This window comes from Streptomyces sp. NPDC048211, assembly GCF_043202315.1.
Taxonomy (GTDB): Bacteria; Actinomycetota; Actinomycetes; order Streptomycetales; family Streptomycetaceae; genus Streptomyces.
This window is the reverse complement of sequence record NZ_JBIDAD010000030.1, coordinates 1-15,671: the sequence shown is the minus strand read 5'-3', so window position 1 is coordinate 15,671 and position 15,671 is coordinate 1. Positions and strand designations below refer to the sequence as shown.

Annotated in this window: 13 protein-coding genes and 1 riboswitch; of the genes, 3 read left to right on the top strand and 10 right to left on the bottom strand. The window is 71.1% G+C overall.

The annotated features are described in order from the left end of the window. Window positions 1-12 precede the first annotated feature (12 nt). From hisG to ribD, 7 genes are all read right to left on the bottom strand, one after another. Window positions 13-861, bottom strand: a complete 849-nt coding sequence (gene hisG / locus ACGFZA_RS41330) for an ATP phosphoribosyltransferase (protein ID WP_385285474.1) — start codon at window positions 859-861, stop codon at window positions 13-15. Window positions 862-923: 62 nt separating this feature from the next. Then, window positions 924-1,196, bottom strand: a complete 273-nt coding sequence (locus ACGFZA_RS41325) for a phosphoribosyl-ATP diphosphatase (RefSeq protein ID WP_018524273.1) — start codon at window positions 1,194-1,196, stop codon at window positions 924-926. Window positions 1,197-1,231: 35 nt separating this feature from the next. Beyond that, window positions 1,232-1,717, bottom strand: coding sequence for a 6,7-dimethyl-8-ribityllumazine synthase (ribH, locus tag ACGFZA_RS41320; protein ID WP_266776450.1), 486 nt, complete (start codon window positions 1,715-1,717; stop codon window positions 1,232-1,234). A gap of 36 nt (window positions 1,718-1,753) precedes the next feature. Beyond that, window positions 1,754-3,052: a bifunctional 3,4-dihydroxy-2-butanone-4-phosphate synthase/GTP cyclohydrolase II gene (locus tag ACGFZA_RS41315; RefSeq protein ID WP_385285476.1), complete on the bottom strand. Its 1,299-nt coding sequence runs from the start codon at window positions 3,050-3,052 to the stop codon at window positions 1,754-1,756. Next, a complete protein-coding gene (locus ACGFZA_RS41310; RefSeq protein WP_266776452.1) occupies window positions 3,049-3,693 on the bottom strand; it encodes a nicotinamide mononucleotide transporter family protein in 645 nt (214 codons plus the stop codon). Before ACGFZA_RS41310 ends, ACGFZA_RS41315 begins: the two co-directional genes overlap by 4 nt. Further along, window positions 3,690-4,307 (bottom strand): riboflavin synthase, encoded by a 618-nt coding sequence (locus tag ACGFZA_RS41305; RefSeq protein ID WP_385285478.1) that lies wholly within the window; start codon window positions 4,305-4,307, stop codon window positions 3,690-3,692. Before ACGFZA_RS41305 ends, ACGFZA_RS41310 begins: the two co-directional genes overlap by 4 nt. Next, a complete protein-coding gene (gene ribD, locus ACGFZA_RS41300; RefSeq protein WP_385285480.1) occupies window positions 4,308-5,408 on the bottom strand; it encodes a bifunctional diaminohydroxyphosphoribosylaminopyrimidine deaminase/5-amino-6-(5-phosphoribosylamino)uracil reductase RibD in 1,101 nt (366 codons plus the stop codon). It abuts the gene before it with no gap. A 155-nt stretch (window positions 5,409-5,563) separates the two neighbouring features. Then, a riboswitch (FMN riboswitch) is annotated at window positions 5,564-5,694 on the bottom strand. A gap of 263 nt (window positions 5,695-5,957) precedes the next feature. Between ribD and ACGFZA_RS41295 the strand changes: the two genes are divergently transcribed. After that, window positions 5,958-8,300, top strand: coding sequence for a chitinase C-terminal domain-containing protein (locus ACGFZA_RS41295; protein WP_393686158.1), 2,343 nt, complete (start codon window positions 5,958-5,960; stop codon window positions 8,298-8,300). A gap of 662 nt (window positions 8,301-8,962) precedes the next feature. On the opposite strand, the gene ACGFZA_RS41290 is transcribed toward ACGFZA_RS41295, so the two are convergent. Next, the gene (locus ACGFZA_RS41290; protein ID WP_385289025.1) at window positions 8,963-10,141 is read right to left on the bottom strand and encodes an ROK family protein; all 1,179 of its coding nucleotides are present in this window, start codon (window positions 10,139-10,141) and stop codon (window positions 8,963-8,965) included. 152 nt (window positions 10,142-10,293) lie between these two features. On the opposite strand from ACGFZA_RS41290, the gene ACGFZA_RS41285 reads away from it, so the two are divergent. Continuing rightward, window positions 10,294-11,526: an MFS transporter gene (locus ACGFZA_RS41285; RefSeq protein WP_385289027.1), complete on the top strand. Its 1,233-nt coding sequence runs from the start codon at window positions 10,294-10,296 to the stop codon at window positions 11,524-11,526. Window positions 11,527-11,666: 140 nt separating this feature from the next. After that, complete coding sequence (locus tag ACGFZA_RS41280) at window positions 11,667-13,061, top strand: uracil-xanthine permease family protein (RefSeq protein ID WP_385289030.1); 1,395 nt, start codon at window positions 11,667-11,669, stop codon at window positions 13,059-13,061. 38 nt (window positions 13,062-13,099) lie between these two features. Here ACGFZA_RS41280 and ACGFZA_RS41275 read toward each other — a convergent pair whose 3' ends face one another. Beyond that, a complete protein-coding gene (locus ACGFZA_RS41275; protein ID WP_393686155.1) occupies window positions 13,100-14,032 on the bottom strand; it encodes a GNAT family N-acetyltransferase in 933 nt (310 codons plus the stop codon). After that, window positions 14,029-15,671 (bottom strand): peptidase C14 (locus tag ACGFZA_RS41270; RefSeq protein ID WP_393686153.1); only part of this gene is annotated, 1,643 nt, incomplete at its 5' end. The genes ACGFZA_RS41275 and ACGFZA_RS41270, both read right to left, overlap by 4 nt.

The window sequence follows — 15,671 nt, the reverse complement described above, 5'->3', positions numbered from 1 at the left end:
CGTCTCCCGCCGTCAGAGGCGGCAGGCGTGGATGGCCGTGGTGAGGATGGCACGGGCGCCGAGGTCGTACAGGTCGTCCATGATCCGCTGCGCCTCCTTGGAGGCGACCATGGACCGGACGGCGACCCAGCCCTCGTGGTGCAGCGGGGAGATGGTCGGCGACTCCAGGCCCGGGGTGAGGGCCACGGCGCGCTCCAGGTGCTCCACGCGGCAGTCGTAGTCCATCATCACGTAGCTGCGGGCCACCAGGACGCCCTGGAGGCGGCGCAGGAACTGCTGGACCTTGGGGTCGTCGTCGGGGGCGCCGGTGCGGCGGATGACGACCGCTTCCGACTTCATGATCGGCTCGCCGATGACTTCGAGTCCGGCGTTGCGCAGACTGGTGCCGGTCTCGACGACGTCGGCGATGATCTGGGCGACTCCGAGCTCGATGGCCGTCTCCACGGCACCGTCGAGGTGGACCACGGAGGCGTTGACGCCGGTCTCGGCCAGGTGCTTGGCGACGATGCCCTCGTAGGAGGTGGCGATCGTCATGCCGTCGAAGTCCTGCGGGCCGACGGCGGTGCCGGGCTTGGTGGCGTAGCGGAACGTGGAGCGGGCGAAGCCGAGCTGGAGGATCTCCTCGGCATCGGCACCGGAGTCCAGCAGCAGGTCGCGGCCGGTGATGCCGATGTCGAGGCGGCCCGAGCTCACGTAGATCGCGATGTCGCGCGGGCGCAGGTAGAAGAACTCGACCTGGTTCTCGGGGTCGACGAGGACGAGCTCCTTGGACTCCTTGCGCTGCTTGTAGCCCGCCTCATGGAGCATCGCCATCGCAGGCCCGGAGATAGCACCCTTGTTGGGGACGGCGATGCGCAGCATGAAGTCGGGTTTCCTTTGCGAAAGGGGTGACTGGAACGTGCGGACGGGTGCGGAGGTCGCGCTCAGAGGTGGGCGTAGACGTCGTCGAGGGAGATTCCGCGCGCCACCATCATCACCTGGACGTGGTAGAGCAGCTGCGAGATCTCCTCGGCGGCGGCGTCCTTGCTCTCGTGCTCGGCGGCCATCCAGACTTCGGCGGCCTCCTCGACGACCTTCTTGCCGATGGCATGCACGCCCTTGTCCACCAGTTCGGCGGTACGGGAAGTGGAGGGGTCGCCGTTGGCGGCCTTGAGCTGCAGCTCGGCGAAGAGCTCTTCGAAGGTTTTGTTCGCCATGATGTCCTTAAGAATACGGGGTCCCGGACCCGCACTCAGCGCCAGGGTTCGCTGACCGAGCGCAGCGTGGTGGCGGTGGCCACGGCGGCGGTGACCGCTTCGTGCCCCTTGTCCTCGTTGGAGCCCTCCAGGCCCGCCCGGTCGAGTGCCTGCTCCTCGGTGTCACAGGTGAGGACGCCGAAGCCGACGGGGACACCGGTGTCGACGGCGACCTGGGTGAGACCGTTGGTGACGCCGTGGGACACGTATTCGAAGTGCGGGGTACCGCCCCGGATGATCACGCCGAGGGCGACGATCGCGTCGTACCCGCGGCCGGCCAGCACCTTGGCGACGACGGGGAGCTCGAAGCTGCCGGGAACCCGCAGCAGGGTCGGCTCGTCGATGCCCAGCTCGTGCAGCGCGCGCAGTGCACCGTCGACGAGTCCGTCCATGACCTTCTCGTGCCACTGCGCCGCGACGACGGCGACGCGCAGGTCACCGCAGTTGCGTACGGACAGTTCGGGTGCACCCTTGCCGCTCATGTCTCTCCTACTTCGTTCCGGAAATGTGCTTGTGTGTTACTGGTTGCCGCAGGTCGACACGGTGGTGGCGTCGAGCCACGGCAGGTCGTGTCCCATGCGGTCGCGCTTGGTGCGCAGGTAGCGCAGATTGTGCTCGCCGGCCTTGACGGGCATCGGCTCCCGGCCGGTGACGGACAGGCCGTGCCGCAGGATCGCGGCGGTCTTCTCGGGGTTGTTCGTCATGAGCCGCAGACTGCGGACGCCGAGGTCCTGGAGGATCTGGGCACCCGCCGCGTAGTCCCGGGCGTCGGCGGGCAGGCCGAGCTCCAGGTTGGCGTCCAGGGTGTCGACGCCGCGCTCCTGGAGTTCGTACGCGCGCAGCTTGGACAGCAGTCCGATGCCGCGGCCCTCGTGGCCGCGCAGATAGACGACCACGCCGCGGCCCTCCTCCGTGATGCGCCGCATGGAGGCGTGCAGCTGAGGCCCGCAGTCGCAGCGCTGGGACTGGAAGATGTCGCCGGTCAGGCACTCGGAGTGGACCCGGACCAGGACGTCCTCGCCGTCCCCGATGTCACCGTGGACCAGGGCGACGTGCTCGACGCCGTCCACGGTGGAGCGGTAGCCGTACGCGGTGAAGGCGCCGAAGTCGGTCGGCAGCCGCACCTCCGCCTCGCGGCGGACGGTCGGCTCGGAGGTACGGCGGTAGGCGATCAGGTCCTCGATGGAGATGATCGTCAGGCCGTGCTTGCGGGCGAACGGGACCAGCTGGGGCAGGCGCAGCATGACGCCGTCCTCCCCGGCGATCTCGACGATGGCCCCGGCGGGCCGCAGTCCGGCCAGCCGGGCGAGGTCGACGGCGGCCTCGGTGTGGCCGTTGCGTACGAGCACCCCGCCGGAGCGGGCGCGCAGCGGGAAGATGTGGCCGGGGCGGACGAAGTCGCCGGGGCCCGCCGTACCGCCGGCGAGCAGCCGGAGCGTGGCGGCCCGGTCGGCGGCGGAGATGCCGGTGCTCACGCCGTGGGCGGCCGAGGCGTCGACGGAGACGGTGAAGGCGGTCTTCATCGACTCGGTGTTGTGCGCGACCATCTGCGGCAGTTCGAGCCGCTCCAGCTCGTCGTTCTCCATGGGCGCGCAAATCAGTCCGCGGCACTCGCTCATCATGAAGGCGACGATCTCGGGTGTGGCCTTCTCCGCCGCGATGACGAGGTCGCCCTCGTTCTCCCGGTCCTCGTCGTCGACGACCACGACGGGCCGGCCGGCGGCGATGTCACGGATGGCCTGCTCGACGGGGTCGAGGGAGAGGTCCTCGACGGGTGCGTCGTGTTCCCGGTGCAACCAGGTGGGCTGGGCAGTCATGCCGTGGCTCCTTCCAGAGCGGGTGTCCGCGTACGCAGCCACCAGTCGCGCATGCCCCACAGGACGAGGGCCCCGTAGACGACGTAGATGAGACCGGAGAAGGCCAGACCGCTGTGGAAGTTGAGCGGTACGCCGACCAGGTCGACGAGGAGCCAGGCGAACCAGAACTCGACCATGCCACGCGCCTGGGCGAGCATCGCCACGAGCGTTCCGGCGAATATGTACGCGTCCGCCCACGGGCTCCACGAGAGCGAGGGGAACGCGGTGAACAGCCCGCCGACCGCGAGGGTGCCGACCGCGGCCCCGCCGAGCAGGTAGCCGCGCTCGCGCCAGGTGGCGAACCGTACGGCGATCGAGCCGTCCTGGGCCTGCTGCCGGCCCCGGGTCCACTGCTGCCAGCCCCAGACGGCCACCGCGATGACGATGAGCTGCTTGCCGACGCTGCCGGCCTGGTGGACGGAGACGTTGGCGGCGACCAGCACGACGCCGGACAGGAGCTGGGCGGGCCAGGTCCAGATCGAGCGGAGCCAGCCCAGGGTCAGGGCGATCAGACCGATCGTGTTGCCGATCATGTCGGACCAGATGATGTGCTGGTCGAAGACGGTGAACGCCTCCGAGTTCAGCCAGTGCAGGGCGCTCACTTCGCCGGCTCCCCGGGCTCCTGGGCGGAGTTGCCGAGCAGCCGCTCGACGTACTTCGCGATGACGTCCACCTCCAGGTTGACCGGGTCGCCGGGCTCCTTGATGCCGAGCGTGGTCAGGGCGAGGGTGGTGGGGATGAGGCTGATGGTGAAGTAGTCGGGTCCGGCGTCCACCACGGTCAGGCTCACGCCGTCGACGGTGATCGATCCCTTCTCCACCACGTAGCGCGTCAGGTCCGCCGGGAGGGAGATCTTCACGATCTCCCAGTTCTCGGAGATCTTGCGTTCGAGGATGCGGCCCGTGCCGTCCACGTGTCCCTGGACGATGTGCCCGCCGAGCCGGCCGCCGAGCGCCATGGGGCGCTCCAGGTTGACCCGGGAGCCGGTCGCCAGCGCGCCCAGGCTCGACCGGTTCAGCGTCTCGGCCATCACATCGGCGGTGAAGTCCTGCTCACCGAGGTCCACGACGGTCAGGCACACCCCGTTGACGGCGATCGAGTCACCGTGTTTCGCGCCCTCGGTGACCACGGGGCCGCGCAGGCGGAATCGGGAGGCGTCGCCGAGGTTCTCGACGGCGGTGACCTCACCCAGTTCTTCGACAATTCCGGTGAACACTCAGATTCCCTTCGGGGCAGGGCCGGGGACGGCGGTGATGCGCAGATCGGGGCCGATGCGTTCGGTCCCGGTCATATCGAGGCGCAACGCCTGCGTGATGGTGGAGATTCCGGCGCCGGCGAGGGCCGCGGGGCCGTCGCCGAGGAGCACGGGGGCGAGATAGCCGACGACCTTGTCGACCAGTCCCGCCGCGACGAAGGCCCCGGCCAGGGTCGGACCGCCTTCGAGGAGTACGGAGCGGACGCCGCGCCCGTGGAGGGCGGCGAGGAGTGCGGGAAGGTCCAGCCCGGGTCCGTCGGCCGCGCGCGGCAGCCGCAGCACGGTCCCGTCGGGCAGGTGGCGGGCGTCGGCGTCCTCGGCGACCGCTACCACGGTGGGCGCGGTCGCGTCGAGGACCCGGGCGCCCGGCCGTACGGCGGTGGCCGTGGTGTCGACGACGACCCGCAGGGGCTGGACGGCACCGTCGACGCCCCGTACACCGAGCTGGGGATCGTCGGTGCGGGCGGTGCCGGAGCCGACCACGACCGCGTCCGCCTCGGCACGCAGCCGGTGGACGTCGGCGCGGGACTCCGCGGAGGTGATCCAGCGGCTGGTGGCGTCGGCGGCCGCGATCCGGCCGTCGAGGCTCGCGGCGTACTTCCAGGTGACGTGCGGCCGGCCGAGGCGCACGGAGGTCAGCCAGGCGGCGTTGACCGCTTCGGCCTCCTCGCCGAGCAGTCCCTGCTCGGCGAGGACCCCGGCGGCGCGCAGGGTGTCCGCACCACCGGTGGCCTGCGGGTTCGGGTCGCCGACCGCGTACACGACACGGGCGATCCCGGCCTCGATCAGAGCCTGGGCACAGGGGCCGGTCCGGCCGGTGTGGTTGCAGGGTTCGAGGGTGACGTAGGCGGTGCCGCCACGGGCCCTCCCGCCGGCCGCGCGCAGGGCGTGGACCTCGGCGTGCGGCCCTCCGGCGCGCTGGTGGAAGCCCTCGCCGACCGGGTGTCCCGCCGCGTCGAGGACGACGCATCCGACGACCGGATTGGGGCTGGTCGAGCCGAGACCGCGGGCGGCGAGCGTGATGGCTCGGCGCATGGCGGTGATGTCGGCTGCGGTGTCCACCGGGTCCTCCTGCCTCTTCGGGCACGGACTCCGGGGCCTGTCGATGACGACAGATGAAGCGGAACGCTGAACAGGGACGCCGAATGCCCGAAAAACGGATGGTCCGGTCGCCCGAAACCCATCCGCCGACGGCGGCGTACCCGCGAAACGGCCCGCCGCGCACTGCCTCCCATCCGGACTTTAACCGTCGGTCCAGGAATCCCACCTGGTCAACCGGCCGCTGGATGCGGACGGGTCGCGGACTATAACCGCCGGTTCGGAATTGCACCGACCCCGGAGTGCGCTGCTGCTGGTACACGATCAGTGTGCCACGACTGGGCGGGGGCCATACGGGTGAACGCTGTGGAGTGGCTCACAGACAGGCCGTAACAAGGGCTCTTTTCGGACACTCGCCCCCTATTGGTCCAGACCTATTGACGCACTGGTCTAGTCCTCTTAATCTCTGCGTCACCTCCGAGGAGCGGTTCCGGGTGTGCGCACACCCGGGAACCAACACGACCCACCCCCTTGCCAGTTGTGTTCTGCCGACCTCCCCAGGAGGAACCGAACGTGCTGTCCCCCACTCGCGCGAGAGCCACCCTGCTCGCAGCCGGCGCCGGTGTCGCCGCCCTGCTGCTCGGCTCGCTCGCCGCAACCCCCTCGCAAGCCGCCGACCAGGAGTCCTGTCGCCCCGACGGGCTCTACGAGACCCCCGGCACAGCCGTCCCGTACTGCTCCGTGTACGACTCCGAGGGCCGCGAGAAGATGGGCGCCGACCACCCGCGGCGCGTCATCGGCTACTTCACCAACTGGCGGACGGGCAAGGACGGCAAGCCCGCCTACCTCGCCTCCGACATCCCGTGGGACAAGGTCACCCACCTCAACTACGCGTTCGCCCACGTCGACGGCGCCAACAAGATCTCGGTCGGCGGCGACGGGCCGGACAACGCCTCGACCGGGATGACGTGGCCGGGAGTCGCCGGTGCCGAGATGGACCCGGATCTCCCCTACAAGGGTCATTTCAACCTGCTCAACAAGTTCAAGAAGCAGTACCCGAACGTGAAGACGATGGTGTCGGTGGGCGGCTGGGCCGAGACCGGCGGCTACTTCGACGACAGCGGCAAGCGGGTCGACTCCGGCGGCTTCTACTCGATGGCGACCAACGCCGACGGCTCGGTCAACCAGGCCGGGATCAACACCTTCGCCGACTCGACCGTCGACTTCATCAAGAAGTACGGCTTCAACGGCGTCGACATCGACTACGAGTACCCGACCACGATGAAGGACGCGGGCAACCCGCTGGACTGGACCCTGTCCAACGCCCGCCGGGCCGGTCTGGTCAAGAGCTACGCCGCGCTGATGAAGACGCTGCGCGAGAAGCTCGACCGGGCGTCCACCGCCGACGGCAAGCACTACCTGCTCAGCGTCGCGGCCCCCTCCTCCGGCTATCTGCTGCGCGGCATGGAGACCTTCCAGGTCCAGAAGTACCTGGACTACGTCAACATCATGTCGTACGACCTGCACGGCGCCTGGAACGAGTACGTCGGCCCGAACGCCGCCCTGTTCGACGACGGCAAGGACGCCGAACTCGCGCAGGCGAGCGTCTACTCCACCTCGCAGTACGGCGGCACCGGCTACCTCAACACCGACTGGGCCTACCACTACTTCCGCGGTTCGATGCCGTCGGGCCGGATCAACATCGGGCTGCCGTACTACACCCGCGGCTTCAAGAACGTACAGGGCGGCACCAACGGCCTGTGGGGCAAGGCGGCCTCCACCGACTGCCCGGCCGGCGCGGGGCTGACCAAGTGCGGGGACGGCGCCGTCGGCATCGACAACCTCTGGCACGACCAGGACACCAACGGCAAGGAGGCACCGGCCGGCTCCAACCCGATGTGGCACGCGAAGAACCTGGAGAAGGGCGTGGTCGGCGACTACGTCACGGACTACGGATTCCCCGCGGACACGAAGCTGACCGGCACCTACGTCCGCAACTACGACTCCACACTGGTCGCGCCGTGGCTGTGGAACGCACAGAAGAAGGTCTTCCTCTCCACCGAGGACGAGCAGTCGGTGAAGGCCAAGGCCGACTACGTGGCCGACCGGGGCATCGGCGGCACGATGATCTGGGAGCTCGCGGGCGACTACGGCTGGAACGCGGCCAAGGGCCAGTACGAACCCGGCTCCACCCTCACCTCGACGATGTACGACACCTTCAAGTCCGCCGCGCCGTACGGGGCGAAGCGCTCCACGATCGACCTGCCGACCCAGGCGCTGGACATCGACGTGTCCTTCGACCAGTTCCCGCTGGGTGACTCCAACTACCCGATCAGCCCCAAGCTGAAGATCACCAACAACACGAAGGCGACGCTGCCCGGCGGCACGGAGTTCCAGTTCGACTACGCGACCTCGGCGCCCGCCAACGCCAAGGACCAGTCCGGCTTCGGCACCACGATCGTGCGCAGCGACCACACCGCCGCGAACAACATCGGCGGCCTCAAGGGCGACTACAACCGTGTCTCGCTCAAGCTGCCGGCCTGGCAGACCCTGGCGCCCGGCGCCTCGGTCCAGGTGGACTTCACGTACTACCTGCCGACGTCCACCCCGTCGAACTGGACGGTGACCTTCGGCGGTCAGTCCTACGCGCTCGCCGCCGACCTGGCGCGCGGCACGACGGTCGTCGAGCCCGGCGCCACCACGCCGACGCCGGACCCGACCGGCACGGGCGGGCCGAGCCCGGACCCGACCGGCGGGACCTGCGCCGCGGCCGCCTGGAGCGCCACGGCCGAGTACGGCGCGGGTGCGACGGTGAGCCATGGCTCGCACCAGTGGAAGGCCAAGTGGTGGACGAAGGGTGACACGCCCGGCTCCACCGGCGAATGGGGCGTCTGGCAGGACCTCGGCGCCTGCTGACCCCCTCCGGGGCGGGGGCCCCTTTCGGGGCCAGGTCCTGTGTCTTGCCCGGCCCTCCGGCGGAGGGTTCCGTCCTCAACCGCCGGACGGGCGGGGGCCCCTTTCGGGGCCGGGTCCTGTGTCTTGGCCCGGTCCTCGGGCGGAGGGTTCCGTCCTCAATCGCCGGACGGGCTTGAGAGGTGCGGGTGCTCCGCGTGGTGCGGGGTGCGCCTTTGCCCGGTGGGTGGGGGTGGGGGCCCTCCGGGGCGTCTCCTCAGAAATGGCGTGTTCACCCGGGACCGCGGGGGACCCGGGTCGTACGCCATTTCCTGCGGGGACTCCCCTGCACGCCCCCACCCTGCATCGCCCGCGTCTGCACACCGGCCCGGCGACTGCCGCAGACGCAAGGCGGCCGGGGCCGGGGCCGTGCAGGGGAGTCCCCGCAGGACGACGAACATCGACCCGGGTCCCTCGCGTACCGGCGGAACGTTCGTCGTTTGAGGAGACGCCCCGGAGGGGCCCCGGCCCCCCACCCACCGGGGAACGGCGCACCGCACCACCGCGGAGCACTCGCACCCCACGGGAACACCCGCACCCGCACAAACCAGCCCGTCCGGCGATTGAGGACGGAACCCCCCGCCCGGGGACCGGGCAAGGTCAGGGACCCCGCGCCAGGGCCCGCCTCACGCCACCGGGGTGAACAACGCGTCCTGCGCCGCCTCTCGCGCAGCGAGCAGCGCGCCGCGCAGGACCGCGGTGCCGCCCAGCAGGCCGGCCCTGACCTCGGTGCGCAGCGGGGACATCATGGCCAGCCGCTCCTCGACACGCGCGGCCAGCGCGTCGCCGCCCGCGTGGCCCACCTCGCCCGACAGCAGGACACAGCCCGGGTCGAGGACCGAGGCGATGGCCGCGGCGCCCAGGGCGAGGCGGTCGGCGAGGATGCCGAGGAATGTCTCGCTGTCGCCCTCCCCGGCCAGGGCCGCGCTCACGGCGACCGCCGCGCCGAGCTCCTGGCCGCGGGGCGATGTGGTGATGCCGTGGGCGGCGGCCAGTTCGCAGAGCGCCGCCGACCCCACGAGTGAGTGAAGCCCGCCGTCGCAGTTGACGGCCGAGGGGGTCCTGAGTGTGCCCGGGACGGGCAGGAAACCGATTTCGCCCGCACCGCCCGAGGCGCCCCGCCGCACCTTCCCGTCCAGCATGACCGCCGCTCCGACGCCGAGGCCGAGCCAGAGCAGGACGAAGGTGTCGTGGTCCTGGGCGGCTCCGGCCCGGTGTTCGGCGACGGCGGCGAGGTTGGTCTCGTTCTCCACGAGCACGGTCGCGGGCAGACGCTGCTGGAGCTCGCGGACCAGGCGACGGTGCCAGGCGGGCAGACCGGTGGTCTGCCGGAGTTCTCCGGTGACCGGATCGATCAGCCCGGGCGCCCCGATGCCGACGCTGTGCAGGGGCGCCGTGCCGGCCTTCCGTGCCACGCGTTCCAGGAGCGCGACGGCCTGTTCGACGGCGTCGTCGGCCGCGGTCTCGCTGCCGATCGGCAGGGTCGCCTCGGCGAGGGTCACGCCCAGCAGGTCGGCGACGACCACGGCGACGCTGTCGGTGCGTACGTCGAGGGCGGCCAGATGGGCACGGTCGGCGACGATGCCGTAGAGCCTGGCGTTGGGTCCGCGACGCTCGGCGCCGGCCTCGCCGACCACCCGGATCAGCCCCGCTCCCTGCAGCCGTTCGACCAGGTCGGCGACCGTGGGCCGGGACAGTCCGGTCAGGGTCTTCAACTGCGTGGCCGTCAGCGGGCCGTCCTGCTGGAGGAGGCGCAGGGCGAGCCGGTCGTTGATGGCCCGGGCGGTGCTCGGTGATGCGGGCATGCCGGGATCCTTCCAGATCGCGCGACGGTGCCGGACCGTGCGGTCTATTTATCAGGCAGGGTTCCTGATAGTTTACTGCCCGCATCGTGGAGAAGGGCGCCGGGGAGCGTCGCGAACCGCGCGTACGGATTTTCCAGGGGAGGACACGCGGTATGACGACGGATTCCACGGCTACGGGCTTCGGCACCCAGGAAGTGCGGAGGGCCCGGTACGCCGTCGCCGCGGTCTTCACGGTGCACGGCGCGGTGACCGGCAGTTTCGCCACGCGGGTGCCCTGGATCCAGGACCACGCCGGGGTCAGCGCCGGGCAGCTCGGTATCGCCCTGGCCTTCCCGGCCATCGGCGCCTCGCTCGCGATGCCGCTCGCCGGCACGATCAGCCACCGCTTCGGCGCCAGGACCGCGCTGCGCGGACTGCTGGCCCTGTGGACGCTGGCCCTGATCCTGCCCGCCCTGGCCCCGAACCTGCTCACGCTGTGCGCGGCGCTCTTCGTCTACGGGGCGTCGGCCGGCATGTCGGACGTGGCGATGAACGCGCTCGGTGTCGAGGTGGAGAACCGCCTCGACAAGTCGATCATGTCCGGGCTGCACGGGATGTGGAGCGTGGGCGCCCTGATCGGTTCGGCGGCAGGCACCGTGGCCGCCCACATGGGGGCCGACGCGCGGCTGCACCACATGCTCGCCGCACTCGTCCTGACGGCCCTGGGACTGATCGCCTGCCAGCGGGTCCTGGACCTGCGCAGCGAACCGGACCAGGAGCCGCCGCCGCGCTTCGCCCTGCCGCCGAAGTCGGCCCTGATCATCGGCGCGGTGGGCTTCTGCGCCGTCTTCGCCGAGGGGGCCAGTCTGGACTGGTCCGCCGTCTACCTGCGCGACGTGCTGGACAGTTCGGCCGGGCTGGCGGCCGCGTCGACGACCGCGTTCGCCCTGACCATGGCCGTCGCCCGGATCGCGGGCGACCGGATCGTCGACCGCTTCGGGGCGGTGCGGACCGTGCGGACCGGCGGCGTTCTCGCCACGGTCGGCGGGGTCATGGTGGTCACCGCCCCGAACGCGGCGCTGGCGATGTCCGGCTTCGGGCTGATGGGGCTCGGCATCGCCGTGGTGGTCCCGCTGGCCTTCGCAGCGGCCGGGCGCAGCGGCCCGAACCCGAGCCAGGCGATCGCGGGCGTCGCCACGATCACGTACACCTCGGGCCTCATCGCCCCGTCGGCCATCGGCTCCCTGGCCGAGGCCACCTCGCTGGTCGTCTCGTTCGGTGTGGTGTCGGTGCTGGCCTTCGGGCTGGTGCTCGGTGCCGGGGTGCTGCGGGCGGGCGACCGCAAGGCCGTGGCGGCTTCGGACACCGGCTCCGCGAGCCGGGCGGTGGCGGGGCCGCGCCCCTGACGCGTGGCGGGCGGACCGGTGGGCCCGGAGCCCGGCCGAGAAAGCCTCCCGCTCCGGCACTAACATGGCGCTGATCATTTCTGCGGTGATGCCGTGCCGGGCGAGGCGCTGGACTCCGTACCTACACACAGGGAGCAACCATGGGCGGCCTCGGCGTGCGCTGGACCTTGCACGGCGACGGGAAGACGCCCGCACCGGGCGCGGTGGTGCGCCCCGACGAGCGGCTCTCCTGGCCCCGGACCTTCGGGCTGGGCGCCCAGCACGTGGTCGCGATGTTCGGGGCGTCGTTCGTGGCCCCGGTGCTCATGGGCCTGGACCCGAACCTGGCGATCATGATGTCGGGTGTCGCCACGGCCATCTTCCTGCTGGCCACGCGCGGCCAGGTGCCCAGCTACCTGGGCTGTTCGCTCTCCTTCGTCGGCGTCGCCGCCACGATCCGGGCCAGTGGCGGCAGCAGTGCGGTCGTCACGGGCGCGGTGTTCGTCGTCGGCGCGGTGCTCTTCCTCGCCGGTCTCGCGGTGCAGCGCTTCGGCGCCCGGATCATCCACGCGGCGATGCCGCCGGTGGTGACGGGCGCGGTCGTCATGCTGATCGGGTTCAATCTGGCTCCGGTGACCGCGTCGACGTACTGGCCTCAGGACCAGTGGACCGCCCTGCTGGTGATGCTGTTCACCGGACTGGCCGTGGTGTGTCTGCGTGGTTTCTTCTCCCGTATCGCGATCTTCCTCGGTCTCGTCTTCGGCTACGTCCTGTCCTGGGTGCTGGACCGCGTCTTCGGGAAGATCCACTCCCCGGCGGGCGGTGCCGAGGCGGTGGACCACTGGCGGCTGGACCTCTCGGGTGTGGGCAAGGCCGACTGGGTCGGGCTGCCGTCGTTCCATGCCCCGAGCTTCGAGTGGTCGGCGATCCTGGTCGCGCTGCCCGTCGTCATCGCGCTGATCGCCGAGAACGCCGGTCATGTGAAGGCGGTCGGCGAGATGACCGGCCACTCCCTGGACGGCAAGCTGGGCACCGCGATCGCCGCTGACGGCGCCGCCTCGATGCTGTCGACCGCCGTGGGCGGCCCCCCGAACACGACGTACTCCGAGAACATCGGAGTGATGGCCGCGACCCGGGTGTACTCCACCGCCGCCTACTGGGCCGCCGCCTGCTTCGCCCTGCTCTTCGGCCTGTGTCCCAAGTTCGGTGCGGTCGTCGCCGCCATTCCCGGCGGGGTGCTGGGCGGTATCACCGTGATCCTCTACGGCATGATCGGGCTGCTCGGCGCCCAGATCTGGCTGAACGCCAAGGTCGACCTGCGCAATCCGCTGAATCTGGTGCCGGCCGCCGCAGGCATCATCATCGGTGTCGGCGGGGTCAGCCTGAAGATCTCCGACAACTTCGAACTCAGCGGGATCGCGCTCGGCACCATCGTGGTGATCACCGGCTACCACGTGCTGCGGGCCTTCGCCCCGGCGCATCTGAAGACGCAGGAGCCCCTGCTGGACTCCGGCACGTCCGCGTACGACGAGAAGCCTCCGGCCACCGGGGCCTGACGCCCGGCCTCCGGCGGGTGGGCAGTGCTCCCACCCGCTCAGAAGCAGTCCCCGTACCAGTGGACGGCACCGGGCGCCGTGACGGTGGCCCGCACGGATGCGGGCGTGGCGTGCAACGGCCGGGCCATCCCCGTGTGCTCCGTCGTCTGCCGGGCATCCGTCAGCAGGACGGGGAGCGCGGCCGTGACCGCGGGGGAACCGGGGATCCTGACCCGGGCCCGGGTCAGCCCCGCCGCCCGGGCGCGTGCGCCGACGGCGGCGAGCAGGGTGCCCAGCCCCCCGGCCGTGCCCGCGAACTCGCGCACGTCCACACAGTCCCCCACGTGCTGCGCCACGATCCAGCCGGTGAGCGCGCCCGAGGCGGGGTCCACCGCCACGAGTGACGGCTCGGCCGGGCCGTACCAGGCGGGGACGCGCACCGCCCAGTCCTCCGGCGCCCGCAGCGAGCTGAGCGGACGGCCCGCGTTGTACGCGTGGTGCAGGGCGGCCACTTCCACGGCGTCCCGCGCCGTGGCCTCGCGGACCGGGAGGGCGTCCGGGCCGCCCGCCGCCGGGGCGAGCGTCCCCTCCGTGTACGTGACCGCGAACTCCTGCCATCCCGAGCTCCGGTAGACGCCGGGTGTGCCGGTGAACAACAGCGACCAGGCGCACTGTTCGGCCGTCATGGTGCGTTCCGCCGCCGCGAGCAGGCGCCGGATCAGTCCCTGCCCCCGGGCTTCGGGGCGGGTGGCGACGCTGCCGATGCCGCCGACGCGCTGCGGCGTGCCGTGCGCGTCGCGGATCAGCCTCGGCACGTGGACGACGACCGCGTCGATCCCGCCTTCGGTGTTCTCGGCGATGAAGGTGTGGCGGTGGCGCTCCGGGTCGAGGGCGTGCAGGGCGGCGATGTGCGGGGCATCGAAGCACCGACGCCACAAGGCGGCCAGGGCGGGATCGTCCGCGGCGGTCGCCGTACGGATGACGGCGGTCACAGGATGAGGTTCCCGTCCGTGCGCACCGTGTCGCCGGCCGGGGGCATCGCGCTGTGCCGGGTGCCGTCCTCGACGCACGCGGTGTGCAGGACCGAGGTGAGCGCGTCGGGGGCGAGATGGAGCGTGCCGCCGGTGAAGCGGCTGCCGGTGGCCGCGTAGTGGTTCGTGCCGTCGGCGATGCGGATGTGGGCCGTGTCCGGTCCGGCCGCTGTGCTGCTGAGCGCGGTGATGTCCCAGACCGCCTTCCCCGAACCGGACGCTCGGCCGAGCAGCGCCCCGGACCTGTTGCTCCCGGTGAGGCGGGTGCCGCCGGTCACGGTGATCCGCTGGTCGCGCACGCCGCTGAGCTCGATGCCAGTGTTGTCGTACGTACCGCCGTCGATGCGCAGGTCCGCGGAGCCGACCGAGAGCGGGGCCGCGTTCTCGGCGCCGGTGACCGTGCAGTCGGTGAAGCGGACGGGGCCCGCACCGCGCAGGATGGCACCGTCGACGCCCTGGAACGTGCAGCGCACGAAGTGGACGGGTGCGGTGACCGGCGTCTGGACCAGGACGGCTCCGGCGGGCGGTGCGAAGGAGCAGTCGCTGATGGTCGTCGGCCGGGTGGAGCGGGCGGAGCGCTGGGCGACGGCGAAGGTCTTCGCGGTGCAGCCGCGTACCTGGGCCCCGTCGGCGTTCACGGTGAGGGTGCCCGCCTGGTCGAAGGTGGGGCGCGCGATCACCGTGACGTCCTCCAGGGTCAGGTCCGTGATCTTCGTGTTGGCGGTGAACCAGGAGCAGACGTGTCTGCGTACGGTGATGCGCTTGGCGGAGATGCCCCACTGGGCGCCGGAGTTGGCGATGTCCATCAGCCCCGAATTGCCGTCGAAGAGCAGGTCGTGCTCGTACTGGCCGTGGGTGGTGAAGGGGTTGCCGCCGGCGTCGTCGCCGTCGCCGTGGCAGTTCACGACGGTGCAGTAGGCGGAGGCGGTCAGGTCGTTGAGGTGGCGCACGTTGCTGGTCGTGCAGTCGGCGACCCGCCCGTACAGGCAGTAGATCTGCTGGGTGAGGTAGCCCGCCCCGCCGTACTCGACCGTGGGCGGGTTCTTCAGGGAGCAGTCCTCGGTACGGAACCGGGTGCACCAGCGGCGCATGATGACCGGCCAGAAGGTGCCGGTGGCGTGGATGCCGGAGACGTCGCAGCCGACCGCGTACTCGAAGCTGACGGGGTGGGAGCCGGTGTACTCGTCGGGGCCCGCGCCCTCGAAGAGCATGTTGCGGATGTGGGTGCTCCGCACCGGTTCGACGCGGGTCCAGGTGAGGGTGCGGCCCTCGGCGAGTGCCCAGCCGTTGAGGTAGCCGATCCGGACGTGGCCCGCGTCGAGGATTTCGGTGATCTCGACCAGCTTCTGGAGCTCGCGCTCGTCACCTCCGCCGCCGGAGACCGGGTCGACCTGCACGGCCCACCACTGGCCGACCTCGAACGCCTTGGCGTCGGGGACCGGGAAGGTGTCGGTGAGCTCGATGACCTCGGCGGAGAGCGCGTGCTTGACGGTGGTGTCGGTGAGGGTGCCGCGGAAGGAGAGGACGGCGCCGAAGGGGTTGTCGTGGGTGTTCTTCTCGATGTCGGTGGTGTGGATGTGGTGGCCGCCGAAGTCGAGTT

Bases quoted from the DNA above. Each gene is read 5' to 3' on its own strand.
- ACGFZA_RS41325 (WP_018524273.1), bottom strand. From the start codon at position 1,196: ATGGCGAACAAAACCTTCGAAGAGCTCTTCGCCGAGCTGCAGCTCAAG.
- ACGFZA_RS41315 (WP_385285476.1), bottom strand. From the start codon at position 3,052: ATGACTGCCCAGCCCACCTGGTTGCACCGGGAACACGACGCACCCGTC.
- hisG (WP_385285474.1), bottom strand. From the start codon at position 861: ATGCTGCGCATCGCCGTCCCCAACAAGGGTGCTATCTCCGGGCCTGCG.
- ACGFZA_RS41285 (WP_385289027.1), top strand. From the start codon at position 10,294: ATGACGACGGATTCCACGGCTACGGGCTTCGGCACCCAGGAAGTGCGG.
- ACGFZA_RS41280 (WP_385289030.1), top strand. From the start codon at position 11,667: ATGGGCGGCCTCGGCGTGCGCTGGACCTTGCACGGCGACGGGAAGACG.
- ACGFZA_RS41290 (WP_385289025.1), bottom strand. From the start codon at position 10,141: ATGCCCGCATCACCGAGCACCGCCCGGGCCATCAACGACCGGCTCGCC.
- ribH (WP_266776450.1), bottom strand. From the start codon at position 1,717: ATGAGCGGCAAGGGTGCACCCGAACTGTCCGTACGCAACTGCGGTGAC.